Origin of the sequence: Psychrobacter sp. SC65A.3, assembly GCF_025642195.1 — a bacterium.
GTDB lineage: Bacteria > Pseudomonadota > Gammaproteobacteria > Pseudomonadales > Moraxellaceae > Psychrobacter > Psychrobacter cryohalolentis.
Genome location: NZ_CP106752.1, coordinates 2,649,737 through 2,675,412, shown reverse-complemented (window position 1 = coordinate 2,675,412; position 25,676 = coordinate 2,649,737). Strand labels below are relative to the sequence as shown.

The following is a 25,676-nucleotide window of genomic DNA, read 5'->3' as shown; positions in this document are numbered from 1 at the left end:
TTTAAGTAAATATTTTTATTCTCACTGTAGTACTCATTCCTATAAAAAAGCCAAACCTGATGTTTGGCTTTTTTATGTGAAAATAAATAATGGCATATTGTGTGCACTACTAAGTTAACCTTTATAACTTTATATGACCGCTATGACTAACCGTAAAGCGACTCAAAATCGTCACTCACTTACCCAAACAGGCTTTACCTTGATTGAGCTAATGATTGTCGTTGCTATCATTGGCATCTTGGCAGCGATTGCTGTTCCTCAATACCAAATATATATCGGTAAGACTCAGGCGAGTAGAGTGATTAATGAGTTGGGGCAGCTTCGTCTGTCTGTAGAAGAGTGTATACAGACGGGTAGGACAGTCATCGGACTGGGTAGGGATGAGTGTGATCCACGAGCATCGGCTTCCAATCTAATAGTGGGTAGCTCACAAGTAGGAGTAGTACTCCCCAATAATATGGGCGTAGCCCAACTGAGTAATCCACTGGTATTGACGACCAGTATCACTGCTACTGTATCGACACAAGTGACTCCGACTATTGCAGGTAAAAAGGTGCGGTGGCTACGCACTAGTGATGGATCATGGAGTTGTAGTAGTAATATTGAAGCTACCTATCTACCTCAATCATGTACGTATGATGCGAGCTTATAGAATTATTTCTTTTCAATAAAAAACCACCTAGCAGCCCTCTTATTTGATGGCCATTAGGTGGTTTTTTATTATCTCAGTATGTTGAGCGGTTTTAAAAGACTATCTACTTCTCTAAATACTGAATCTTACCTTCCACACCATCCCACTTTTCAGCTTCTGGCATCTGTCCTTTCATCTCAGTAATGTTTGGCCATTTTTGTGCCAGTTCCTCGTTTAGCTGAGTGAACATCTCTTGCCCTTTTGGCACTTCATCTTCTGAGAAGATAGCATTGGCAGGACATTCAGGCTCGCATAGAGCACAATCGATGCACTCATCAGGGTCGATGACGAGGAAGTTTGGTCCTTCATAAAAGCAGTCGACAGGACAGACTTCCACACAGTCGGTGTATTTGCAAAGAATGCAGTTCTCTGTAACGACAAAGGTCATAGTACTGTCTACCTGTTATTGGATTGAGCGAAATAGAATAGATTAAAAATAAGGCACATTTTAGCGCTTTTGAGATAATTTAACAATTCCCTTTAATAACTAATGATTTCCTTCAGATGATATAGTAAATCATGTGCCTGCTTTGGCGTGAGGCTGTCAGGGTCGATAGCCTGTAGTTCGTCTTGTAGGATAAATAGCTGATTCTGTTGTAGAATATCTATATTTTTTTGTTTTTTATCGAGATTCCTGATGTTTGATTTCTCTATATTACTATCATAAGTCTGCTGGCGTTTATCCTTTACCGACTTAGCTAATTCATTTTTGTCATCATCAATACTTTCGTTATCTGGTTTTAGATTATCTATGCTTAAGTTATCTACTAAATAACGCTTGGCATCATTAAGCACTTGAATTGGGATACCCGCCATTTTTGCCACATGTAACCCAAAGCTGGAGCTTGCTGCACCATCTTTGATTTGATGCAGCAGTAACAGTTGACCGTCGATCTCACTGGCGGCGACATGGACATTACGGATAAACTTATCATTACTGCCACTACTTTCTTTAGAGTTTTGCGCCAATTTTGTCAGCTCAAAATAATGAGTGGCAAATAATGTCAGGCAGCCAATCTCTACCAATCGATTAACGCAAGCATGAGCGATTGCCAAGCCATCAGTGGTGGCTGTACCGCGTCCGACTTCATCCATCAGAACCAACGATTTATTGGTCGCTTGGTTGAGAATATTAGCGGTTTCAATCATCTCCACCATAAAGGTTGATTTGCCACCTGCCAAATCATCAGCCGAACCAATACGGGTAAAGATACGGTCGATATCGCCAATATGCGCACGCACTGCTGGGACAAAGCTGCCGCAATGCGCCAGTAGAACAATTAAAGCAGTTTGGCGCATATAGGTAGATTTACCACCCATATTAGGACCAGTAATCATTAATAATCGCTCAGGGTTTGCATGACTGCCCAATGCACAATCATTGGCGACAAAATGACTGCTATGTTTAGCAGGATTATTTTGATGAGTATGAATAGGATTTAGTACAGCTTCTACAACAACATGACGACCTGCTTTGATATCAATACTGGTTTGACTGTTATTATTCAAGCCATTTTCTGAGTGACTGTTTTCTAAGCTGTTATCTAGGATGCTGCTCTCTTTTGAGTCGTTACTCATGACTGGACGCTGCCAGTTATAAGTGATTGCAAGTTGCGCCCAATTACTGAGTACATCTATCTGGGCGATAGCAGCGCTAAGCTGTTGTAATTCAGCTAAATGGCTACCTAATTGTATCAATAGCTCATTATACAGCTGCTTTTCGCGAGTCAATGCTAAGCTTTGCGCGCTTAGATATTCAGTTTCGACTGTTTTTAGCTCGTCAGTGATGAATCGCTCGCTACTTTTCAGCGTTTGCCGACGGATAAAATGCGCTGGCGCATTCTTTGCCTGCATTTTAGGCAACTCGAAATAAAAACCGCTGACCTTATTAAAACCCACTTTTAGGCTGGGTAATTGGCTCTCTTGACGCGCACGTTCTACCATCTCATCCAATGTCATTTGGATATTGTCATGCAGATGAGTCAGGCGATCAAACTCTGCATCATAGCCTGCGGCTAGCATGCCACCATCACGAATATGGGCAGGCGGCTCAACGATAATGGCTCGCTCAATAAGCTCAGCGATGGACTGTATGGCAGGTAACTGCGCAGGCAATTGCTGCATGAGCATGGGTAATAAGCCAGTATCCTCATGGCTGATACCTGATTCAGTTAGCAAACTAGTAAGCTGGGTGCTACTTGCAATACCGTCTGCAAGCTTACGTAAATCGCGTGGCTTGGCGCTCAACAGACCGATACGGCTACTGATACGCTCAATATCGCCGATAGCATTTAAAGTCTCACGTAAGCTTGTAATTAATGAGTCATTTTCTAGATTTCGATTAATATTTTTGTTTTCGACAAAGTAATTATCTGTATTTAGTAAACTGGCTATCGCATCTAAACGCAAATTAATACGGGCATGCTGACGCAGTGGGCGTTTCATTTGCTGCACGAGTAAGCGTCGACCCATCGGCGTTTGACAATGGTTGAGGACAGATATCAATGACGTACCATTGCTGCTAACGGGCGCAAATAGCTCAAGATTTTGCTGACTATTGGCATCAATGATTAAATAGTCATCATTATATTCGACGATAAGCTGGTTAACTTGTGGTACATGACGCTGCTGGGTTTGTCGTGCATAGTGAATAAGCGCCGCACAGCTAGACTGGGCAAGTGGTGCACCGCTAATACCAAGCCCATCAAGACGCTGAACCTCAAACTGTTGGCAAAGGGTTGCGCTGGCATGCTCACGGTGGAAGTCATTGGCCGCAACTTCAATAATAGGGCAATTAAGATGTTGACGTAGCCATAGCAGCCACTCTTCGCTGATATCACCATTACTGTCACTCAGCGCTTCACTAATAATACATTCGCTTGGCGCAAAGCGTGCCAGCACCGTGAGCATTTGGGTTTGTAAAGATTCAATATCATCTTGATTAGCGCTGATCGTTTGCGTCGTCAAAGTCCCAGCGGCTAAATCCATTTGGCTAACGGCAGCTTGCACAGGTTGTTTGCTGTTCGATTTAGGAGTCTCGATATCAATAGCGACGACAGTCGGGGTGTGATTGGGCGCAATGAGTGCATCGTCAGTAATAGTCCCTGCGGTCAGCGTTTTGACCACTTCACGGCGCATAATAGTGCCAGCAGTAGATTTGCTCTTATCTTTCTTCTGCTTATCGCCCATCGTCGGAGCATTGGACGGGTTATTTGCATTGTCAGTGCCAGTAGCTGATTCATCGATTTGTTCACAGACAACGACGGTTTGCCCAGCAGCTATCAATCTTGCCATATAACTATCTGCAGCATGAAAAGGGACACCTGCCATCGCAATCGTATTACCTGCTTTATCGGTACCTCGACGGGTTAAAGTAATGTCCAATATCTGTGCCGCGCGTTTGGCATCATCAAAAAATAACTCGTAAAAATCACCCATCCGGTACAGCAATAACGCTTGGGGATAGTTAACCTTCATATTGAGATATTGCACCATCATCGGCGTATGATCTGCCAAGTGATAGATGGCATCACCTATGACCAATGAGTCAGAGTCAACTGGCACAGATTTTGAAGTGGGTTTACTAAGATTGTTATTTTGAGCAGAAGGTTTAACTGGCATGCAGAATCTCTTAAGTTGTCTTTTTTATTTATTGAATAGGGGTGTTTAAATAAGTTTGGCTAGATAGAAGGCTTTAGATATAAAGGCTAATAATAATCGGTTCAAAATAAAATAGATCATCTAAAAAGTGTGCTGGCAATAAGCAAAAAAATTGAAAAACATAGGTTTATAAGTGTTATTTTAACACGTCCTATCACCTTTTTACGTCGGCAAATATCTGCTAACTGCCCTTGTATCCATCGCCGTCATAACCATATATAATGACGTCACACTTAATTGGGCGATATTTTATTGGACTGTCTTAAATTGGACAGTAACCAGCCAAATAATTAAAAAAACAGCGAGTAAAGCGTTGTCATGCGCACTAATTATCGAATATTTCCATAGGTCAAAAAATTATGTTATCAAAGATTATAGGCAGTGTCGTTGGCACCAAAAATGAGCGTGAGCTTAAACGCATGCGCAAAGTGGTCAGCAAAATCAACGCATACGAGGCTGCGATACAAGCCCTGTCTGATGAGCAATTACAACAAAAAACTGAAGAATTTAAAGTAAGACACCAAGGCGGCGAAAGTCTAGATGCGTTATTGCCAGAAGCGTTTGCGGTTTGTCGTGAAGCGTCGCTACGGGTTAACGGTATGCGTCACTATGACGTGCAGCTGATCGGTGGTATTACCTTGCACGAAGGCAAAATCGCTGAGATGAAAACTGGTGAGGGTAAAACCTTGATGGGCACCTTGGCGATGTACCTCAATGCCATCAGTGGCAAAGGCGTACATTTGGTGACGGTTAATGATTATTTGGCGGCACGTGATGCGGAATTAAACCGTCCCTTATTTGGCTTTTTGGGCATGACGGTTGGCGTGATTTACTCGCAGCAACCACCACAAGAAAAAGTCGATGCTTATCAAGCGGATATCACTTACGGTACCAATAACGAGTACGGTTTTGATTATTTGCGCGATAACATGGTCTTTAGTTTAAAAGAGAAAAAGCAGCGCCCGCTAAACTTCTGTATTATCGATGAAATTGACTCTATTTTAATCGATGAAGCTCGTACGCCGTTGATTATCTCGGGTCAAGCTGAAGATTCATCACGCATGTATGCGCTGATTAATACAATTATTCCCGTGCTGATTCGCTCAAAAGACGAAGAAGCCAATAAGAATAATGAAGAAGAAGATTTCTGGATTGATGAGAAAAATCGCCAGATTGAGATTAGTGAAAAAGGCTATGAGAAGATTGAGCGCTTTTTAATCCAAGTCGGTGAGCTTGGCGAAAACGAAAGTCTTTATAGCCCAAGCCGTTTGCCATTATTGGCTCACGTACAAGCGGCGATTCGTGCCCACCATGTCTTTGTCAAAAATATCCATTATATTGTCGATGATGGCGAAGTGGTTATCGTTGATGAAAACACCGGTCGTACCATGCCTGGTCGCCGCTGGTCAGAAGGTCTGCATCAAGCCGTTGAAGCCAAAGAAAACGTTGAGATTCAAGCCGAAAATCAAACCCTTGCAACCACCACATTCCAGAATTTTTTCCGTCTATATGACAAGCTGTCTGGTATGACGGGTACCGCTGATACTGAAGCAGCAGAATTTAAATCAACCTATGACTTAGATGTCATTGTGATTCCAACGCATGAGCCGATTGCTCGTGTCGATATGGATGACCAAATTTTCTTAACCAAGTTAGGCAAATACAAAGGCATCATCCGCGAGATTCAAGAGATTCAAGCAAAAGGCGCGCCAGTATTGGTTGGTACGGCAACGATTGAAGCCAGTGAAGAATTGTCCTATCTGCTCGATCAAGAAGGCGTTAAGCATAATGTGCTAAACGCTAAGCAGCATGAGCGTGAAGCTGAAATCATTGCGCAGGCAGGTAGTCCAAAATCGGTCACGATTGCTACCAATATGGCAGGTCGTGGTACCGATATTATCCTTGGCGGTAACTGGCAATCGTTTATTGAAGATATTGATGCGGTTAGCCCTGAAGAAATGGCGCGTCTAAAAGCCCAATGGCAAATCAAGCATGACCAAGTCGTTGCGGCTGGTGGTTTGCATATTATTGGTTCTGAACGTCATGAATCACGCCGTATTGATAATCAGCTGCGTGGTCGTGCGGGTCGTCAAGGTGATCCTGGGATGTCACGTTTCTTCTTATCACTTGAAGATGACTTAATGCGTATCTTTGCCGGTGACCGCGTCGTGAATATGATGCGTGCCATGGGTCTCAAAGAAGATGAAGCCATTGAACATAAAATGGTTTCAAAGTCGATTGAAAACGCCCAAGGTAAAGTAGAAAGTCGTGATTTTGATGCGCGTAAAAACCTACTGAAATACGATGATGTGGCCAATGATCAACGTAAAGTCATCTATGGTCAGCGTGATGATTTGTTGGCTGAGATGGATTTGTTAGAGGCCATTAAAATCATGCATCAAGAAGTCTATAATGCCATGATTAACCAGTTTATTCCGCCAGGCTCTATCGATGACCAGTGGAATGTCGATGGGTTAGAGGATGAGCTTGAGAACGAATTTAAGATTGCAATGCCTATTAACGATTGGCTTGATGAAGATCGCCGCCTAGATGAAGAAGGGTTACGAGCCAAGATCATCGAAACAGCATTGGATCGTTATCACAGTCGCCGTGAGCAAATGGGCGAAAAAGATGCTGCTCAGCTTGAGCGTCATTTTATGCTGCAAAGTTTAGATAAGCACTGGAAAGAGCATTTAACCCAGATGGATCAGCTGCGTAAAGGTATTCATCTGCGTGGTTATGCACAGAAAAACCCTGAGCAGGAATATAAGCGTGAATCATTTGAGCTGTTCCAGATGATGCTTGGCGCGATCAAGTCTGAAACAGTACAAGACTTATCACGTGTGCATATCCCAACCAAAGAAGAGCTAGAGGCGTTAGAAATACAGCAACGTGAAAATGCCGCTCATATGCAAATGCAGTTTGAGCATAGTGATATCGATAATATGGACGGCGGTGTGGAAAGAGCAGCAGTGCAAAGCCGCAATGTCGTTGGCGGTGCTACGGGTGCTGGCGTAGCAGGTGCTATGGCGGGCAGTAGCGATGATACAGACCCATATGCTGGTATGAATATCAGCCGTAACGCCCCGTGCCCATGTGGTTCAGCACTTAAGTATAAGCAATGTCATGGCAAAATCTAAACCTAGCTAACATTCCTTAATTAAAAAGTCCTTATCGAAATAGATAGGGACTTTTTTATGCACTGAGGAGTGATGGTTGAATAAAAATATCATCTACATTGTATTGATTACTTACAAATTCAATGTAGGCGCGCATTTGTGGACAGGCTATAGTGTTTAGCATAATTATTTGGGAGAGCATGATGAATGTAGCATTATTAAAACAGTGGCGTCACTCTTTGGTTGTTACGGCATTATTGGCAGGAGCCTTGTCTATAACAGCCTGTCAGCCAAAGCAAGAAACAGAGCCAAGTCTAGAAGAGAGTATCAGTGAAGAGCAGGCTGTGCCTATGTCTGCTGAACCTGCAGAGCCAAGTGATGTAGTCGTAGATGCCCCCGCTAGCGAAGTCGCAGATGATACCGTAGCTACAGTAAATACTGGCGTCAATCAAATAACGTACTTGTGCTCTCCTGAGCTAGAAGTCGAAGCGACTTATAAAGATACTAACCAAGTGGTGCTTGCGACTGCTAAAGGGTCAGTCACTTTGACAAAAACCAATGAAGCCAGCAATCCTGAAGTATTTGAGGGCGCAACGGCTATCGATGGTACGACAGGCTTTGTACAATGGCGCGTAGCCCATAAAGATCGCGAAACAGGTGTAATGCGTACCGCTGGCACTGACACTACTAACGTCACTACTTATGAATGTAAAAAGACTCAATAATGGCTAGAACGTTGATGGATAATCTAATATAAAAAAGCAACGTTCGCGTTGCTTTTTTGCTTTTGCTTTCCACAAAATCAGAAACTCGACAGTTTATCTCTTATGAGCCGTATTTTGCTCATGTGCCAAAAACCCTTCTTCAGTAACATCGAGTTCCTCATGTTTGAGTTCGACTTCGATGCTGTCAGTATGCGTATGTGTGGTTTTTTCAATGGCTATTTCTTGGATGACGTAAGTGTCCTTAGTAATGGTTGCGATTTGACGCGATAAAACAATCTCAATAGGCGCATCGCCAATCTCAACTTGTGTGCCATTAATAGTAACGACGGCTTTACTATCTAATGAAGGCTCAACATGACGCAAGATGTCTTTATCATCATAGTTTCCTGACAACAGATCCTGACTTTCGGCATCCTGATAATCGGTACGTACCGTGATATATTCTTCTACTAACTCAATAGGTACTTGAATAGTTTTGGTGCGAAAATGCTTGGTGACAGTTACTTTACCAACATCCAAGCGCTCTTTATTGACTACTGGGCGCTCTTCTAATAACTCTAGATAACCACCGTTATTGTTATTAGTATCGGTTAGATTTTCTGAAATACTTTCTTGTTGATTGCTTATTATTGTTTGCTTCTGACTATGATCAGATGATAACAAGTCAGATGAGGTTAAATCATCTTGCGTGCCACTAACGGTATTATTGGTAAAGTCAGGATAGTTGGTATTAGGATAGTTATTTTCATTATTAGCATTCATGGTTGTTGTCCTTATTATTGTATATAAAAAAAGACCAGAGACGAGCTCTGATCTTATCTACTGAGCAAATCACTCAGTGGCTAATGGCTGTCGTAGAGTATTGATTTAAATAGTATATAACAATATCACAAATACTATTTAGATTATAAAACCATACGAGTACCTAGCCTATTACATACCACGAGCGCGGCGTACATCTTCAGCAGTGATATCATCACGGGTAAACAAATTGCCATCACGATCAATCACGTTACCATTGTTATCGACATCTAGCTCTTCACGTTGAATGGTATCTACGATCGTTTCAGTATGACGCTCTGTCGTTTTACCAACATTCACTTCTTCTGTGACATAAGTCTCTTTATTAACATGAGCACGCTCAGCTTCTAGCTCAACTTCAATCGTATGATTGCCATCGATATCACCGATACGGCGTTCAGTTGGGCGATTAACGTTGGTACGTTCAATATTGGCATGTTCCTCTTCCAAGTCAACATTGACGTTACGCTCTTCAGTCACGACATGTTTACCGACTTTTACCAAACCTGCCACAATACGATCTTTATTAACAGTCAGACGTTCTTCTAATAGCTCTAACGTATTTGGTGCATCGTAATTGTGATCGGCAATTTCCATACGCTCAGCTTCTGGGATACTGTCAGCGACAAATGCCTGACGGTCTCTTTCATACTGTTCTTTATAGCTATACTGGTAATCATGGTCATAGACTTCCATCGCTTCGACCTGCGATTTGGTTAAGCTATCAAAGAATACGTCATCACCAACGATACGTGCTAAACCTGCTGGTACTAATACTTCTTTTGAGCTAAACCAACCACCTGCATCGACGATTAAGTAACGAATGCGACCAGTAGTATCTTCTACCAATGCGCCTTCGATTTTGCCGATTTTTTCTTCATTAACACCAAAAGCAGTCTTGCCAGTTGGGTCATAATAATCATCACCGATCAGATCACGGTGAGTTGCTTGGATATCTCTTAAACGAATAAGTTGGCTCATTATTATCTTCCTTTTGTATGAGTAAATTTCTTTTTATAAAATGGTTTATTGATATTCTTATATGAACTGTTATTAGATAAACGGTTCAAGCAATAGTATTTATTATAGCCAGTCGCTATCTCGACTTGTTGATATCGTAACAGGACGATTTGGCATGAGATATATAAGCAAGGTAGCAAAGTGTGCGCTTGACGTAAGGGTGTGTAATAGGCTGTAAAGAGCATAATCACTATATAACCTTTAAGTTAAGGCTTTCCTACGCTAATACGTTTAAGCAGACGGGTGTTAATATTTTGACATAAAAAAACCGCATTGCTCAAAGCAATGCGGTTTTAGATTCTGATAATAAGCTAAAAATTTACAGCATACCGATCATTTTAAAATAGCTTAAGCCAATTCGATTGCTACGGCTACTGCTTCGCCGCCACCGATACACAGTGTAGCAACGCCTTTTTTGCCACCAGTACGCTTTAGAGAGTTAATAAGCGTCACTAGGATACGAGCGCCTGAACAGCCCACTGGATGACCAAGGGCACAAGCACCGCCTTCGATGTTTACTTTAGCATGTTCGATGTTTAGCTCATCCATTGCTGCCATCGTAACCATGGCAAATGCTTCATTGATTTCCCATAAATCGACATCAGCGACTGACCAGCCAGCACTTGCCAATACTTTTTCAATCGCGCCAACTGGGGCAATAGTGAACTCGCTTGGATGACGAGAATTAGAGGCAGTCGCAATGATACGCGCTTGATACTCTAGACCTTCTTCTTTGGCTTGTGACTCTTTCATCAATACAACAGCTGCAGCACCGTCTGAGATAGAGCTGGCGTTTGCTGCGGTGATGGTACCGTCTTTTGCAAAGGCAGGACGCAAAGTAGGGATGCGCTCAGCATTAGCAAGGGCAGGCTGCTCATCGGTATCAACCGTTTGCTCGCCTTTACGAGTTTTGAACGTAACTGGTTCAATTTCATCTTTGAAATGATTGTCTTTGATCGCTGTAAGTGCACGATTTAGCGACTCAATAGCAAAATTATCCATTTGTTCGCGCGTATAGCCTTTTTCATCCGCCATTTCTTGTGCAAATTGACCCATTAACTTACCAGTATCGGCATCTTCTAGACCGTCTAAGAACATATGATCTTTGACTTCTTTATGTCCCATGCGATAGCCACCACGCGAACCTGGCATGATATAAGGCGCATTGGTCATCGACTCCATACCGCCAGCAACAGCAACCTTAAAGCTTCCGGCTTTGATACCGTCATGAGCTTGCATAACTGCTTTTAGACCTGAGCCGCACAGCTTATTGATGGTAACTGCACCCGTCGCATCAGACAAGCCAGCTTTGCGCATCGCTTGACGCGCAGGACCTTGACCCAAACCTGCGGTTAAGATACAGCCCATAATAACTTCATCAATATTATCAACATTAACGCCTGAACGCTCAACAGCTGCTTTGATAGCCGCTGCGCCCAAATCTGTGGCGCTTATGTCTGTCAATGCGCCTTGGAAGCCGCCCATTGGGGTGCGAGCGCCGTTTAAGATTACAATTGCATCATGTGACATTGTTATTTCCTTTTTTGAGTATTTTAATCCAACATATTTGATTGATTAAAGCATATTTTTACGCCAGCTCATCTAAGCGTATGCGTACTACTTTATCAGTAATGGTGTCTAACTTCTCGATTTTTTCGATGGCAAGATTCATCTGACTCTCAACCACTGGCAGCGTTAAAATAATCACTGGCACTTGCCCAAGCTTATGCGCCGGTTTTTGTAAAATAGCATCGATATTGATACCAGCATCACTCAAGATACGGGTAATATCTGCCAACACACCAGGGCTATCGTACGCATGGACACGTAGGTAATATCCGGTGATCATTTGTTCAGCACGCAATATCGGCGTATCTGACAATTTTTCAGGGATAAAAGCTAAGTGCGGTACATGATGACCATTGCTGTTTTGTTGGTCAGCATCTTTACATCCCAATACACGCACTAAATCCATCACATCTGCCATCACTGCAGAAGCCGTTGCGCCTGCACCCGCGCCGTCACCGCAATATAACGTCTGACCGAGAGGGTGAGAGTTCACCAGTACGGCATTCTTTACGCCATTAACATTAGCAAGCAGGGCGTTCTGTGGAATCAGCGTTGGGTGTACACGCAGCTCAATACCGGCGCTGTCGTCCCCGCTGCCATTTCCTGCACGGCGAACTGCAAAGCCCAAGTGCTTGATACGATAGCCAAGCTCTTCAGCGTAATTGACATCCTGCAAAGTAATACCGGTAATACCTTCACAGTAGACTTTGTCAAACTGCAATGGAATACCAAAGGCGATAGAGGCGAGTAGCGCCAGCTTGTGCGCCGCATCGATACCTTCAACGTCAAAAGTAGGGTCTGCTTCAGCATAACCAAGTGCTTGCGCCTCGTTCAGTACATCGGCAAAAGGGCGACCTTTATCGCGCATCTCTGTCATGATAAAGTTGCCCGTACCATTAATGATACCCGCTAGCCAATCAATTTTATTGGCAGCTAAACCTTCACGCATGACCTTAATAATTGGAATACCACCTGCTACAGCTGCTTCATAGGCGACATGAACATTATGCTGTTCAGCAAAAGCAAAAATCTCATTACCATGCTCAGCCAATAACGCTTTATTGGCGGTCACCACATGCTTGCCATTTTTGATGGCGTGCATAATAACGTCTTTTGCAAGGGTCGTACCGCCAATCAATTCGATGACAATATCGACATTGTCACTGGCAGCAGTTGCCATCAGATCACTGTTTTGCATAATATTGGGATTAATGTCATCACGCTGACGACGAATACCAACTTCGGTAATCACAATGTCGCGTCCGCTACGACGTTTTAGTTCATCTAAATTATCATTGATTAGATTGACCACGCCCGTTCCGACGGTGCCTAAACCAAGTATCGCTAGTTTGATGGATTTGCTCACAGGATCCTCAAGAGATTAAATAGTGGGATAAAAAACGCTGCTATGAAAGATCTTGAAACTACAAGAATCACTAACATAAATAAGCGCTTATATAGAAATTATATGGCTAAGCTTGCCTAGCGCTTCATCCTATCATACCGATAAGCAGTTGTGACGTCTACACAATGTCGCCACCGTCATACATATCACAAATACTTAAATCATGTAACCGTCTTTAGTTAGCGCCAACTGCTTCTACCAATTGAGCTGCAGGTAGATAGCCGCCTACTTGCTGTCCTGCTTCAGTAAAGATAGCAGGCGTACCTCGCACACCAAGTTTTGCCCCTAATGCCATCTGTTCTTGTACAGGATTGGCACAGCTAGGCGCTTGCACATCGGCGCCAGCTTTCCCCTGATTCATTGCCGCCTTACGATCTTGACTACACCAAATAGCTTCCATTTTTGGCACTGATTCTTGGCTACGTGGCCATGCCAAATAACGTACTTCGATGCCACGTGTATTAATATCATCCATCTCTTCATGCAATTTACGGCAATAACCACAATCTGCATCTGTAAAGGCGTAAACCACAGCTTTAGTCGCGCCTTTTGCTGGATAAATAACCATGTCTTTTTTATCGACTGCTTTTAACGCTTCTTGGGCAGTACTGGCCAACAACTCGGCACTAATATCTACAGGCGCTTCTGCACCAACTGCGATGATTTGCCCTTGAATAATATGCTTGCCCGCCTTATCCGTAAAAAAAGAAGGCAATCCTTCAGCTGTCACCCAATAAATACCAGTCATATCGGTTGGTACAGCTGAGAGGATAGTCTCTTCAATACCAGAAGCCTTTAAATTGGCTTGCAAAGACTTTACTACTTTGGCATCGCTGTCCTTAGAAACCGCAGCAGTACTCGTTTTGGCTTTGCTGCTATTGACAAGATCTGTATTGCTGGTCGCATCTGCTGCATTATTAGAGCAGCCAGCTGCAATGATAACCAGCAAGGCAGCACTCATAACACGAGTAAGAGGACTGCGAGAAAATGTATCACGGTTGAGATTGGTTTTAGAAAAAGGCGCTAAGAACATGGGATGTTTCCTTTAGGCAGTCATGCCTAATCAAGATTTTGGTAGCAAAAAGGTAATGAAGATTTTTTGGAATTTTGATCTAACATGATGACTAGATCGAGCTATAAGAGGTAATAAATTTTTACAGTTTATTGATAACAAAAGATAACTAATAATCAGCCTCATATTAGCATATTTTTATAAATAACCGCGAAAGCCTGTATAACGGTCTTATTAAATACACAATTTGTAGCTATTCGTTAAGAAAATATAAATAAAATACATTTGTGCTATTTCATATCATTTTATGTCTAGGTAGGCTACTGCTTATAGCTGTGTTTTGTGACTGACCATATTTTATGACAGAGTCATCTGTTATTTGAAAATTTACTTATTGAAGCAATTTAGCTTAAGGAGCAACTATGGCAGGTGCCAGTTTATTAACCTTACTTGATGATATCAGCGTGATATTGGATGATGTCTCAGTCATGACAAAAATCGCCGCCAAAAAAACAGCAGGGGTGTTGGGTGATGACTTAGCGCTTAACGCTGAGCAAGTCTCAGGCGTCAAAGCAAACCGTGAGCTTCCCGTTGTTTGGGCGGTTGCCAAAGGCTCATTTATTAATAAGCTCATTTTGGTCCCAGCGGCGTTACTTATCAGTGCCATTTACCCGCCATTAATTACGTTTTTATTGATGTGTGGTGGGTTGTTTTTAGTTTATGAAGGTGCTGAAAAAGTCATTCACCGCTTTTGGCCACATGCTTTACCGCATGATGAAGAGCAAGAAGCTCGTCGAAAAGCCAATGCTGATGAAAAGGTAGATTTGGTTGCTTTTGAAAAAGAGAAAATCAAAGGAGCAATACGTACCGATTTTATTTTATCAGCAGAAATCATTGTGATTGCACTGGGTGCCACTGCTAGCGCAACTTTGCTAGAGCGCAGTTTGGTGCTGTCTATTTTAGCGATTAGTATTACCGTTGGTATTTATGGTCTGGTTGCTGGTATTGTCAAGATTGATGATGTTGGTTTACATATGATGGAAAAAGAAGGCGCATTTACCCAAAAGGTCGGTAAGGTTTTATTTGCCGCAGCGCCCAAATTAATGAAATTTCTATCTATCGCTGGTACCTTGGCGATGTTCTTAGTCGGTGGTGGTATCTTAGTGCATGGTATTAATTTCTTATATCATGGTGTTGAAGATATTGCCCATTTGACCGGTATCTTTGAAAGTTTCACTACCGCCTTATTGAATGGTGTCATTGGCTTTATTATTGGTGCGATCATCGTTGCACTCTTGACGGTTATTGGTAAAATACGCAACAATGATGAATCTGCTGCTCATTAATAGCTTTAGTTATTAATCAACAATATTAAATAAGCTCTTATATTCAATCCAATAAAAAAAGCCCCAAAGTTGCTGACAACTTTGGGGCTTTTGCTTTTTAGACAGGGTTAACTTACGATTAGCTCTCTCTATCTGAGTTATCTGAATCATCTGACTCAAGTTTTTCAGCTTGCGTCGGCTTTTTATGGTCAGCTTTTGGCTTACGGGCACGAGCCTTTGGTACTTTAGGCGTTGTTAAGTTGAACATGCCTTTTTGTGGTAGTAATTGCTCTGCCACATTTTCAATCATGTTTTTATAACTGGCTATGGTCGTTTTTGACTTGGCTGCTTGACTGTCGTCTTTCAGAGAAGGCGCTACTATTGATTCAGCATCTTGTACAGTCTCACTTTGCTCGACAGTAACGTTTGCAGCCTCAGCAGCGTCGACGTCGGTCATTTTGATTTCAGCTACATCATTTTCGACACTTTTGATACTTTCGATATCATTGCTTTCGATATGAGCTTGCACTGCATCTACTTCTGCTAATGTTTGCTCAGTATCTAATAACTGCTTGCTTTGATCACTGACAGCCTCTGTTTGAGCTTGATTGGCCAGAGCACCGGCTTCTACTTCATGCGCATCAATATCGATGCCCGTTTGAACGGGCTCGTTATTTGCCGCATCAGTAACCGCCAATACCGCTGATTCTTTATAATCAGGATGCTGACCACGTGGATCGTTGCTAGCACGTTTACTGATAGCACGGGGTTCTACTGAGGTTTTACCTTGGGACGCTGCAAACTGACTGACGGCTTTTGTCATTGACTCAAAACGTGCAATGTAGTCCGCTGCTAAAGGCTGATAGCCGTAGTTACTAAAGTCAAAGTCGCTATGAGCAACTGGTTTAATAGCCACTTGCTTGTCAGCGCTGTCTTTAACTAGCTTCTGCTCTAGATGCTTAGCGATAGCAGCATTAAAGCAGCTGATGACACCGTCTGTCGCTAAGCGATTTTCTGCCTCTGCTAAGGTTGCACGGATAAATTCACCAACCGTACCACGAATGGTAGGCGCGCGTTCACTAACTTGCACATCTTGCTCATTTGCGTGAGACGCTTTAGCAAATGATGCTTGCACCTGTTGAAGACGTACGACGCGTGGGTCATTACTGGCTTGACCAAACTTATTTGCCGCAACGTAGCGTTCAGAAAATAAAGAATCACGGCTAAGCTCAAGTACTGCCTGACTGCTACTATCCTCGGCAGCAACTTCGTTAGAATCCACGACCACATTTTCTTCGGCAGTATTTTCAGCAACATGAGCCTTCTGAGTGGTTTCGATTGGCGCTGCCTTTTCTACTTGCACCGCTACCACTTCTTGAGTTGATGCAGTATTCTCGGCTTCACTGTCCATGCTAATTTTTGTATTAGCTCGTTCATCTACAGCAGGTTTGTGGCCACTAATTTTATCGCCGCTTTTATCGTCTTCTTTCGAAGTAGGTTGATCCACTTTGTTGGGATTAGCGCTTTTTTCTACTTGATCGATCTGAGTAGTATTGACGTGTGCAGAGACTTTTTCAGAAGTTTTAGCTTGGACGCTACTTTGTTGTGTGTTATCAGATGCAACGCTACTGGTATCAATCGTTTTAGAAGTTTTTTGAGCTGGTTTGTTATCGACGGACTTTTGCTTATCCGCACGTTGCTCATTATTATTCTCTGAACGCTCTTTTTCAGCATCAGTATCACTTTCAATTACTGCTTGCTTGTGAGTCGCTTGGCGTGATGTAGTAGACTTGCTATCATCTAATGACAAATGTACCACTTCTGGTGATTTGAGCTCACTAGTAGCTTCATTCACCTGTAATACTACTTCATTAGGGTCTTGGTTGCGACGTGCATTAGACTGGTGTTTGTTGCTGTTAGCATTTTTAGGGGCTTGCTGATTGTTTTGCTTAGAATCAGCTGCCGTTAAAGTTTCACCGCGCTCAAGCTTGCCACGTGATCCACGTTGACTGTTCGATTTGCGCTTAGTACGAGTTTGCTCTTCTACTACATTATCAGAGCTGTCAGAACGACTGCTGTCGCTGACACTGGTTACATTAGCACTGGTCGGATTAGCGTTGTCTTCATTTGTATTACGATTATTGTCTTGGCGATTGTTGCGATTACGATCGTTATGACGTCTATTATCCTGCTGACGTTTATCTTGATTATTAGCTTTGTCATCAGTGCTAGCGCTGCTGTCAGTCGTATTGCTAGTGGCACTATTCTCAGTTTCATCTGCCTGCTCTTTTCTTTGACGCGGCTTAGATGGTCTTGATTTGCGTGGTTTACGTCTTCTTCTTTCTTCAGCATCGCTGCTATCATCAGTACTACTCTCAGCAGAACGTGTCAGTTGACGATTCTGCTCATTACTACTTTGCTGATTAGTTGCTGGCTGAGGCGTTGCAGTATTTTGACTATTGTCATTGTTCGCTAAAGCCGTATTATCCACTTGGCCAAACGAGCCTAGACTTTGTGCTCCGGTATTGACCAATGCTTCAATAGCTTCAGCTGCGTCTCGGCTACTAATACTCGATGTGGTTTGAGCTTGCGGTGCTTGCGCAAATAAATTAGACAACCAAGCAACTGCTTGTGGCTGTGCAGCGGCAATAGCAGTAGGTTGTGGTGCTACTGGCGCTGATGGGGTCACAATGTTTTGAGAGCTCTGAGGGTTTTGAACGCTTGGAGTCTCTTTAGTCTGTGGCGCACGTGCTGATGTCACATTGCTACTATTGTTATTACTGCGATGTTCATTGCTATGACTGGTGCTATTCTGTTGCTGCTGCGTAGGCGTACTTTGCTGGACGTTAGGACGAGCCTGCACTTGATCGCTGCTATTTTTATCCGCAGCTTGACGAGGCTGTCGAGTTGGCTGTTGCTCAGGGCGCTCTTTTTCAGCCGTTTGCCAATCAACATTGTAGCCAAGCTCGCTATGTTCTTGCAGCTGAGTATCGGTGATACGCTCATAGCTTGACGGGGCAAAGCCATCGCGATTAAAGTGAAGTTTAAAGTTTGGCGACTCTAAGTGCGCATGCGGCAAAATAGTGATACGCGTACCACTGTCTTGCTCAAGATAGACTAAGCTGTCGCGTTTCTCATTCAGCAAAAACGCTGCGATATCAGTCGGTACTTCTGCTTGAACTTCACCTTGACGCTCTTTTAGCGCGATTTGCTCAATCTGACGCATGATAGATAATGACAATGAACGCAGGTCACGAATCATGCCATTACCATGACAGCGTGGGCAGATATAACCGGTTGACTCTTCTAATGAAGGACGCAGGCGCTGACGGCTCATTTCCATCAAACCAAACTTGGAAATATCACCAAACTGAACGCGGGCACGGTCATATTTGGTGGCATCAATCAGACGTTTTTCAACTTCTTTTTGATGCTTGTTGTCATTCATATCAATGAAATCGATGACAATCAAACCGCCCATATCGCGCAGGCGCAATTGACGGGCAATCTCATCGGCGGCTTCTAGATTGGTATGGTAAGCGGTTTCAGCAACGTCTGAACCTTTGGTAGACTTAGCAGAGTTGATATCGATAGATACCAATGCTTCTGTCTGATCGATAACAATTGAGCCACCTGATGGTAGGCGAACTTCACGCTGATAGGCAGTTTCAATCTGTTTTTCAATATTAAAGCGCGAAAACATCGGCTCATAATCGGTATATTTGCGTAGTTTTTCAGCCTGTTTTGGCATCACAGCATCGATAAAGCCCGCCGCTTCAATATAAGCGTTTTCGTTATCAATCCAAATCTCAGAGATGTCATCACGTAGATAGTCACGGACAGCACGCGTAACGACGCCCGCTTCTTGATGCACTAGGCGCGGTGATGGATATTTTTGGTTTTGTTCTTGAATGGCTTGCCAGATGTTTAGCAAATGATTTAAATCGTGCTGCAAGTCTTCTTGGGTTTTACCAATACCAGCAGTACGTATGATAACACTCATGCCTTTTGGCAGATCTAAGCTGCCAAGCATACGTTTCATATCTTCACGCAATTTGCCTGAGATTTGACGCGAGATGCCACCGCCGCGAGGATTGTTTGGCATTAATACCAGATAACGACCAGCCAATGACACATAAGTTGAAAGGGCAGCGCCTTTATTGCCGCGCTCTTCTTTTTCAACTTGGACGATGAGCTCGTCACCTTCTTTGATCAGCTTTTTAATGTTCTCATCACGCGGATTTCCGCTTAAATATTCGGCAGAGATTTCACGAATCGGTAAGAAGCCTTGACGCTGTGAGCCATATTCGACAAATACCGCTTCAAGCGAGGGCTCGACACGGGTCACGTGGCCTTTATAAATATTAGATTTTTTTTGTTCGCGGGTACGGTTTTCTAAATCGAAATCGTAAAGATGGTTACCTTTACATAAGGCGACACGAATTTCTTCGTTTTGAGTGGCGTTGATTAAAATGCGTTTCATAATAGTATCCTATGAGTACGCATAATAACGAAAAGACAGGCTTTAGGGTAAAGTGGCAAGTACTTGCTAATAACAAAATCAGCATAAACAGATATAAATTAACGAAAGAACGTAAATAAAGCGCAGAAACGCGTTTCGAAAGCTTAACTTTGGACCAGTGATAGTAACTTCAATATAGAAGGTATAGGGTGTAAGTCTATGTCTATATCTTAATATAAGCAGGCTTGTTATAGCGATTAATGCATAAGCAGGTTAGTGATCGTTTATTATCAGTATTTTGAACCATATTGGTGGTCAGCGCACTTTGTCATTTTGTCATAGCGGCGCATGGTTACTGATATATAAAGGTATTACTGATACCAAAAAAGCATCGTGCTGGCACAATCAATCAAAGTCTAGCAATAATATTGCTGTCGACTATATAAAACAGTACGATTCAGCAGTTATCCATCTAGGTCAAGCAATTGGTCATTCTTTATTTATCGTTCTTTTGGATATAACGTTAATAATATCTTGGGCGTCTCAAAGCGAGTTCTTGCTGCGTTAGTCATCAGCGGGGCGTACTTGGCAAACAGAATAAATGACCGGCTTATCGGCACGGTGTCTCATGTCTATTCTACTTATCGTCCTCTGTTTGACCACCAATACTCAGGCAGTTATCGAGGTTTACAGGGTAATACTCGATTGCACTCTCAACGACCCATACTTGCTCAACTGCACGCGGCTAAAGGACTGTTAGATAATAAATCATCAAATCAAGTCGTTATCATGCGGGTAGTGAGTAAAGGGTATATGGTTGGTTATCGCTTAATAAAAGGCTAATGCCATATTTATCAAGTCGATACTATCTATTGTCATAATATTCTGTAAGAAATGCTTCATAAGAATAAATAGCTTTTACTAAAAAAATTTTTTTACTGATAAATATCAGTCATGTTCTTTCAATTTATTAGGTATTATAAAGTATATCTGTTGCTATAACACCCTTAAAATCAGATGAAGCGCCGAGCTTGCATAGGATGTATGAGTCAGCCGATTGTATTGACAAGTGATTAGCCAGTCATAAAATCGATATTTTCCACCTAAAACAACAATCAATTAGCAATGAATTATTGTCTCAACCTCTGCTTAATTGGCGCTCAACATGTTAAACTATAGCAAATCTTTATGTAATTGCCTAACTAAAAATGACGAACTCAAAAATGACAAACGACGAACCTATCCACGAAGCGCCAGCTATCTTTAATAGCAAAACGCGCCCACAAAGTGCTGACGATGAGATTAGCAACTTCGGCAAGGTCAATTACCTTGAAGTCACGCGTCATCAGCACGACCAGCGCTTGGATAACTTTTTGCTTAATCGCTTAAAAGGTTTGCCAAAACCGCATATCTATAAAATGATTCGCTCAGATGAGATTCGCGTTAATAACAAGCGCTGCAAGGCTCATGACAGAGTGCAGCGTGAAGACGTGGTACGCATTGCGCCAGTGGTACTCGCCACTCGCGAAAAACCTATCATCAGTACCGAATTTGCCAAAAGCTTATTGGCACGTGTGGTCTACGAAGATGAAGGCTTGATTGTGCTTAATAAACCATCAGGTATTGCGGTTCATGGCGGTAGTGGTCTTGCATTTGGTGTCATTGAAGCCATGCGTGAAGTCACAGGCAAGAAGTATTTAGAGCTGGTGCATCGTATCGATAAAGATACTTCAGGTTTATTGATGATCTCTAAAAAACGCTCTGCACTTAAAGTATTGCAGCAACATCTGGTCGACAAAACCATTCAAAAGCATTACTTATGTATTGCAAAAGGTCAGCCTGCACTTAACGAACAACGTATCGATGCGTCATTGTTGCGTTATACGCTTGCAAGCGGTGAGCGCCGCGTTAAGGTAGATGCACAAGACCCGCAAACCAAAGAGAGTCAGACTGATATCGTCGTTCATGGTCGTTTTATGATTGCTGAGCAGCCTGTTAGCTTGATTGAAGCCAAGCCGCTCACCGGACGTACCCATCAAATTCGTGTACATTTGGCGCACATTGGTCATGCTATCTTAGGGGATGATAAGTACAATGTACATGATAAATCTGGCGTGCATCGTCTGTGCTTACATGCGTGGCGCCTAGATATACCTGGTTATGAGACTATCACTGCGCCTTTACCAGAAGAGATGCTCGACTGGATGCCAGAAGAGATTAAAGCCAATTTGCCTAAATAATCTGATGCTTAAACAAGCTTTGATTAGATGCTATGTTAAGCATCAGATTTAAACGTCACGATAGCTTATGAAACATAAGTCGCCGTGACGTTTTGCTATCTGCCATTTATTATGATTATTCATAAAGGTCTATTTATGAGCCAAACTACTACAATGATTCCTGCTCAGAGTTCTCAGTCAGCCAACCCGCATCATTTAGCCGATAAGACCTTAATCATATTTGATTGGGACGGTACGCTAATGGATTCGATTGGCTTGATTGTTGAAGCTATGCATATAGCAGGTGAGGCACATGGCTTCAAGACAACTGATAAGGCCGTCAAAGATATTATTGGGTTAAGTTTAATGAAGGGCATTGAGCTTTTATATCCGTATTCAAGCGATAAGCAAAAACTGTTAATTCAACAAAGTTACGCAGATTATTATATTGCTAACAGCCAGCGTACACCGTTCTTTGCGCCGATAGAAAATATGCTACAAACCTTGCAGCGGCAAAATCGTCAGCTTGCAGTTGCGACAGGTAAAAAACGTAAGGGTCTAGATCGTGTTTTGGACGCTTCAGATAGCCATCATTATTTTGTTATGACGCGCTGTGCGGATGAAGCAGGCTCCAAACCTGACCCGCAAATGCTGACGGATATTTTACAATATACCGAACAGCAAATCTCTGATGCTGTATTTATCGGTGATAGCATTTATGATATTCAAATGGCAAACAGTCTGGGCATGACCAGTATTGCAGTTAATTATGGTACCGCCAGCAGCGACGAGCTTGCCGCACAGCAGCCCACATATCAGGTGGACACGCCACAAGCGTTGGCACAATTATTATGTGCTTAAATATAAATCGGCGTAAATGATAATCTGCTTAAATGGTAAAAAATGATAACAAAAAAAGGGTTTATCGATAATAACGATAAACCCTTTTTCATTGAAAGATATGAGATTTATTTGCTGTCTTCTTGATAGCTGTCTTTTTGAAGCGCATCCTGTTCGATTGCGTCTTCTAGCTCATCGCCTTCTAGCAATGCAAAAGAGGACTCGATAATTTTGTCTGCATCTAGCTGATACTCATACCAGTTGCCCATAACCCCTGCTAATTCATCCAGCCCTTCTTTTCTTAAGGCTGAAAATAGCTGAATACTACAGTTCAGACCCAGTTCTTTCAGTCTTTTACGAGTATTAAGCAACGCATTTTTAGAGGCACCATACTTTAGCTTATCTGCTTTCGTTAACAAGATATGAACGGGCAGCTCACCATCTTTTGCCCAACGTAGCATTTGCTCATCAAAGAACTTCAATGGATGACGGATATCGCTCATCAGAACCAGACCTGCAAGGCTTGAGCGCGATACCAAGTACTCTTCTAGCTCAACCTGCCATTCTTTTTTCATCTCAAGCGGTACAGCGGCATAGCCATAACCTGGCAAATCTACCAATCGTCTATCAGCATCACCAACATTAAAAAAGTTAATCATCTGCGTACGACCAGGCGTTTTAGATGAGCGTGCCAATTGGCGCTGGTTGGTAAGCGCATTAATGGCAGAAGACTTACCAGCGTTTGAGCGACCAGCAAATGCCACCTCTAAGCCTATATCTGCAGGACACAGGCGAAAGGTTGGTGCTGACATCATAAATTCAGTTTGCTGAATACGCTGACGGGCTTTGGTATTAAAAGCCGCATGCTTGGCGGCGACATCGTTGAACGGGGTACTCATAAATGACTCATTACGGTTAAAATTTAGATACTTAAATTTAGATAAAATAGTAAAAGATTTTGCAATTGCTCGGTCAATAGCACAGCATCTTTGGCTACTAATAACCAACTATCAATCTTTCATAAAATAAGGGCTTTAAATTACTGACTATTCTATACTATTAATGCGCTTAGTTATTGAAATAACGGTTATTAGCCGCATATTAATTACAGTAGAGACGTAATTGATAGGCGGCTAATAACTCATTTTTCGATTCTTTATCCAAGCGTATTAACAAAGTTAAACTATATTCATATATATTAATTTGACATATATTGTTACAATCTCTATCAGAATAGGTTTATTCACAGATGTTAAGGCACAGAAGCAATGAAGCAAACGTCTGGACGAATGAGCCAATGGAGGTGTCTTATGTTATCGATGACCATGATTTTTGCCAAAGGCAGTCGCTTTTTAGTTAGCAGTGTTAGCGCGCTTATCATTAGTGCAGCTATGATAGCTGGTGCAGGGGCGGCTAGTACTGCAACGACTTATAATGAGTCCTGCGCTGCGTGTCATGACAGCGGTGCCTTGAATGCGATTAAAAAAGGCGATAGTGCCAAATGGCAGCAGCTAATAAAACAAAAAGGCATGCCTGCACTTATTAGTTCGGTTAAAAATGGTATGATTCAGATGCCAGCTGGTGGGTTGTGCGAAGATTGTAGCAATGATGACTATCGTAAGCTGATTGAATATATGAGCAAATAATTAGCCAAACATCTATTAAATCTTTATTAGCTATTTGCTAAGACATATAAATAAGGCGCAAGGGTCTAGAACCTTTTGCGCTTTTTGCCCTTTATAAACCAGAGATTGAGTCAGTAAGGGGGAAAACTACCCAATGCTACGATTAAGTAGGCAAATAGTAAAAAGTCTTGCTATAATAATCCAAAATAAACCCTGATATTAGTAAGTACTTTCGTGCTGCTTGTGATAAAGACGATAGAATATACGGCTTAGCAACTAAATAATGGCTTTGTGAATATAATGCGTCTACATAATGCAATCACTCTAAACAATGCTTACATCGAGTTAGTAGGATTTGTATCAATGAAAAAGTTAATCGCTGCCGCCAGCTTATGTGTTGCAAGTTTCAGCGTACAAGCTGCTATCACTGTTCCTGAATATGATCTTAATGCTGGCAAACAAATTGCAGAAACTGTCTGTGCTGCTTGTCATGGTGTTGATGGTGTGAGCCCTGTGCCCGCCCAGCCAAATCTTGGTGGTCAAAACGTTAAGTATTTATATAAGCAATTGGTCAATTTTAAAGCAGGCTACCGCAAAAACGGTATCATGCAGTCGCAAGTGGCCAATTTATCGCAGCAAGATTTAGCCAACGTTGCAGGTTATTACTCAAGCCAGAAACCTTGGGGTGTGGCGTTCGGTAATCCTGCAACCACGCAAGAAGCCAGCAAGTTATTTTTAGGTGGTGATAAGTCACGCGGTGTCATCGGTTGTGCGGGCTGTCATGGTCCAGACGCAGCGGGTAACGTATGGGCAGCATTTCCACGTTTAGGTGGACAGCATGCTGAATATATCGCCACTCAGTTGAAGCTTTTCCGTGCCGCTGGTCGTGTAGATGATATCGATAGCGACGAGCAAAAGCGTGTCAATGATGCTGCAAAAGAAGGCGAGATGGGCATGATGCAGACCGTTGCTTCTAAACTGTCAGATCGTGATATCCGTATCTTGTCAGATTATGTGAGTGCTATTCACTAATATCAGATAAAGTTGGTGCTCTTCATTGCTATTCTTAAGAAAAGCGCTTTCTACATTGGTTTTAACTGAGTTATTAAACCCCGATTTCGGGGTTTTTTTATAACTGTCAGTCCTTATATAATGGCATATTAGTAGTACTTTACTTTATAAAAATAAATCGCCTATATATCA

Annotated in this window: 18 protein-coding genes; 9 read left to right on the top strand and 9 right to left on the bottom strand. The window is 42.4% G+C overall.

Annotated features, from left to right (window positions below):
* Positions 1 to 142: 142 nt before the first annotated feature.
* Positions 143 to 652: a pilin gene (locus OEG80_RS11295; RefSeq protein ID WP_263240897.1), complete on the top strand. Its 510-nt coding sequence runs from the start codon at positions 143 to 145 to the stop codon at positions 650 to 652.
* Between the two features lie 103 nt (positions 653 to 755).
* On the opposite strand, the gene fdxA is transcribed toward OEG80_RS11295, so the two are convergent.
* Together fdxA and mutS are read right to left on the bottom strand one after the other, a co-directional pair.
* The gene (gene fdxA, locus OEG80_RS11290; RefSeq protein WP_149408904.1) at positions 756 to 1,079 is read right to left on the bottom strand and encodes a ferredoxin FdxA; all 324 of its coding nucleotides are present in this window, start codon (positions 1,077 to 1,079) and stop codon (positions 756 to 758) included.
* A 92-nt stretch (positions 1,080 to 1,171) separates the two neighbouring features.
* Positions 1,172 to 4,312: a DNA mismatch repair protein MutS gene (gene mutS / locus OEG80_RS11285; protein WP_263240895.1), complete on the bottom strand. Its 3,141-nt coding sequence runs from the start codon at positions 4,310 to 4,312 to the stop codon at positions 1,172 to 1,174.
* A 398-nt stretch (positions 4,313 to 4,710) separates the two neighbouring features.
* Between mutS and secA the strand changes: the two genes are divergently transcribed.
* Both secA and OEG80_RS11275 read left to right on the top strand, forming a co-directional pair.
* On the top strand, positions 4,711 to 7,491 hold the full coding sequence (gene secA, locus OEG80_RS11280; RefSeq protein WP_263240893.1) for a preprotein translocase subunit SecA: 2,781 nt from the start codon (positions 4,711 to 4,713) through the stop codon (positions 7,489 to 7,491).
* 182 nt (positions 7,492 to 7,673) lie between these two features.
* On the top strand, positions 7,674 to 8,195 hold the full coding sequence (locus OEG80_RS11275) for a hypothetical protein (RefSeq protein ID WP_133103827.1): 522 nt from the start codon (positions 7,674 to 7,676) through the stop codon (positions 8,193 to 8,195).
* Positions 8,196 to 8,288: 93 nt separating this feature from the next.
* Here the strand turns inward: OEG80_RS11275 and OEG80_RS11270 are convergent, their stop codons facing one another.
* The 5 genes from OEG80_RS11270 to OEG80_RS11250 all read right to left on the bottom strand — a co-directional run bounded on the left by OEG80_RS11270 (position 8,289) and on the right by OEG80_RS11250 (position 14,023).
* Positions 8,289 to 8,957: a YsnF/AvaK domain-containing protein gene (locus OEG80_RS11270; RefSeq protein WP_263240892.1), complete on the bottom strand. Its 669-nt coding sequence runs from the start codon at positions 8,955 to 8,957 to the stop codon at positions 8,289 to 8,291.
* Positions 8,958 to 9,128: 171 nt separating this feature from the next.
* Positions 9,129 to 9,977, bottom strand: a complete 849-nt coding sequence (locus OEG80_RS11265; RefSeq protein WP_263240891.1) for a DUF2382 domain-containing protein — start codon at positions 9,975 to 9,977, stop codon at positions 9,129 to 9,131.
* A 387-nt stretch (positions 9,978 to 10,364) separates the two neighbouring features.
* Positions 10,365 to 11,546 (bottom strand): thiolase family protein, encoded by a 1,182-nt coding sequence (locus OEG80_RS11260; protein ID WP_020442635.1) that lies wholly within the window; start codon positions 11,544 to 11,546, stop codon positions 10,365 to 10,367.
* 58 nt (positions 11,547 to 11,604) lie between these two features.
* Positions 11,605 to 12,951 (bottom strand): homoserine dehydrogenase, encoded by a 1,347-nt coding sequence (locus OEG80_RS11255; RefSeq protein ID WP_020442636.1) that lies wholly within the window; start codon positions 12,949 to 12,951, stop codon positions 11,605 to 11,607.
* 214 nt (positions 12,952 to 13,165) lie between these two features.
* Positions 13,166 to 14,023, bottom strand: coding sequence for a DsbC family protein (locus tag OEG80_RS11250; protein ID WP_263240889.1), 858 nt, complete (start codon positions 14,021 to 14,023; stop codon positions 13,166 to 13,168).
* Between the two features lie 401 nt (positions 14,024 to 14,424).
* Between OEG80_RS11250 and OEG80_RS11245 the strand changes: the two genes are divergently transcribed.
* Positions 14,425 to 15,348 (top strand): DUF808 domain-containing protein, encoded by a 924-nt coding sequence (locus tag OEG80_RS11245; RefSeq protein ID WP_263240888.1) that lies wholly within the window; start codon positions 14,425 to 14,427, stop codon positions 15,346 to 15,348.
* 118 nt (positions 15,349 to 15,466) lie between these two features.
* Here OEG80_RS11245 and OEG80_RS11240 read toward each other — a convergent pair whose 3' ends face one another.
* Complete coding sequence (locus OEG80_RS11240) at positions 15,467 to 19,810, bottom strand: Rne/Rng family ribonuclease (RefSeq protein WP_263240887.1); 4,344 nt, start codon at positions 19,808 to 19,810, stop codon at positions 15,467 to 15,469.
* 564 nt (positions 19,811 to 20,374) lie between these two features.
* On the opposite strand from OEG80_RS11240, the gene OEG80_RS11235 reads away from it, so the two are divergent.
* The 3 genes from OEG80_RS11235 to OEG80_RS11225 all read left to right on the top strand — a co-directional run bounded on the left by OEG80_RS11235 (position 20,375) and on the right by OEG80_RS11225 (position 22,869).
* On the top strand, positions 20,375 to 20,632 hold the full coding sequence (locus OEG80_RS11235) for a hypothetical protein (protein WP_149408895.1): 258 nt from the start codon (positions 20,375 to 20,377) through the stop codon (positions 20,630 to 20,632).
* Positions 20,633 to 21,012: 380 nt separating this feature from the next.
* Complete coding sequence (locus OEG80_RS11230) at positions 21,013 to 22,029, top strand: RluA family pseudouridine synthase (RefSeq protein ID WP_263240885.1); 1,017 nt, start codon at positions 21,013 to 21,015, stop codon at positions 22,027 to 22,029.
* A gap of 135 nt (positions 22,030 to 22,164) precedes the next feature.
* Positions 22,165 to 22,869, top strand: coding sequence for an HAD-IA family hydrolase (locus OEG80_RS11225; RefSeq protein ID WP_263240884.1), 705 nt, complete (start codon positions 22,165 to 22,167; stop codon positions 22,867 to 22,869).
* Between the two features lie 107 nt (positions 22,870 to 22,976).
* Here the strand turns inward: OEG80_RS11225 and yihA are convergent, their stop codons facing one another.
* On the bottom strand, positions 22,977 to 23,747 hold the full coding sequence (gene yihA / locus OEG80_RS11220) for a ribosome biogenesis GTP-binding protein YihA/YsxC (RefSeq protein WP_084674207.1): 771 nt from the start codon (positions 23,745 to 23,747) through the stop codon (positions 22,977 to 22,979).
* Between the two features lie 411 nt (positions 23,748 to 24,158).
* Here yihA and OEG80_RS11215 point away from each other — a divergent pair, with 411 nt between their 5' ends.
* Positions 24,159 to 24,494 carry a c-type cytochrome gene (locus OEG80_RS11215; protein ID WP_263240882.1) on the top strand — a complete coding sequence of 112 codons (336 nt, stop codon included), beginning with the start codon at positions 24,159 to 24,161 and terminating at the stop codon, positions 24,492 to 24,494.
* A gap of 342 nt (positions 24,495 to 24,836) precedes the next feature.
* Positions 24,837 to 25,505 carry a c-type cytochrome gene (locus OEG80_RS11210; protein WP_011512659.1) on the top strand — a complete coding sequence of 223 codons (669 nt, stop codon included), beginning with the start codon at positions 24,837 to 24,839 and terminating at the stop codon, positions 25,503 to 25,505.
* The last annotated feature ends 171 nt before the right edge of the window (positions 25,506 to 25,676 follow it).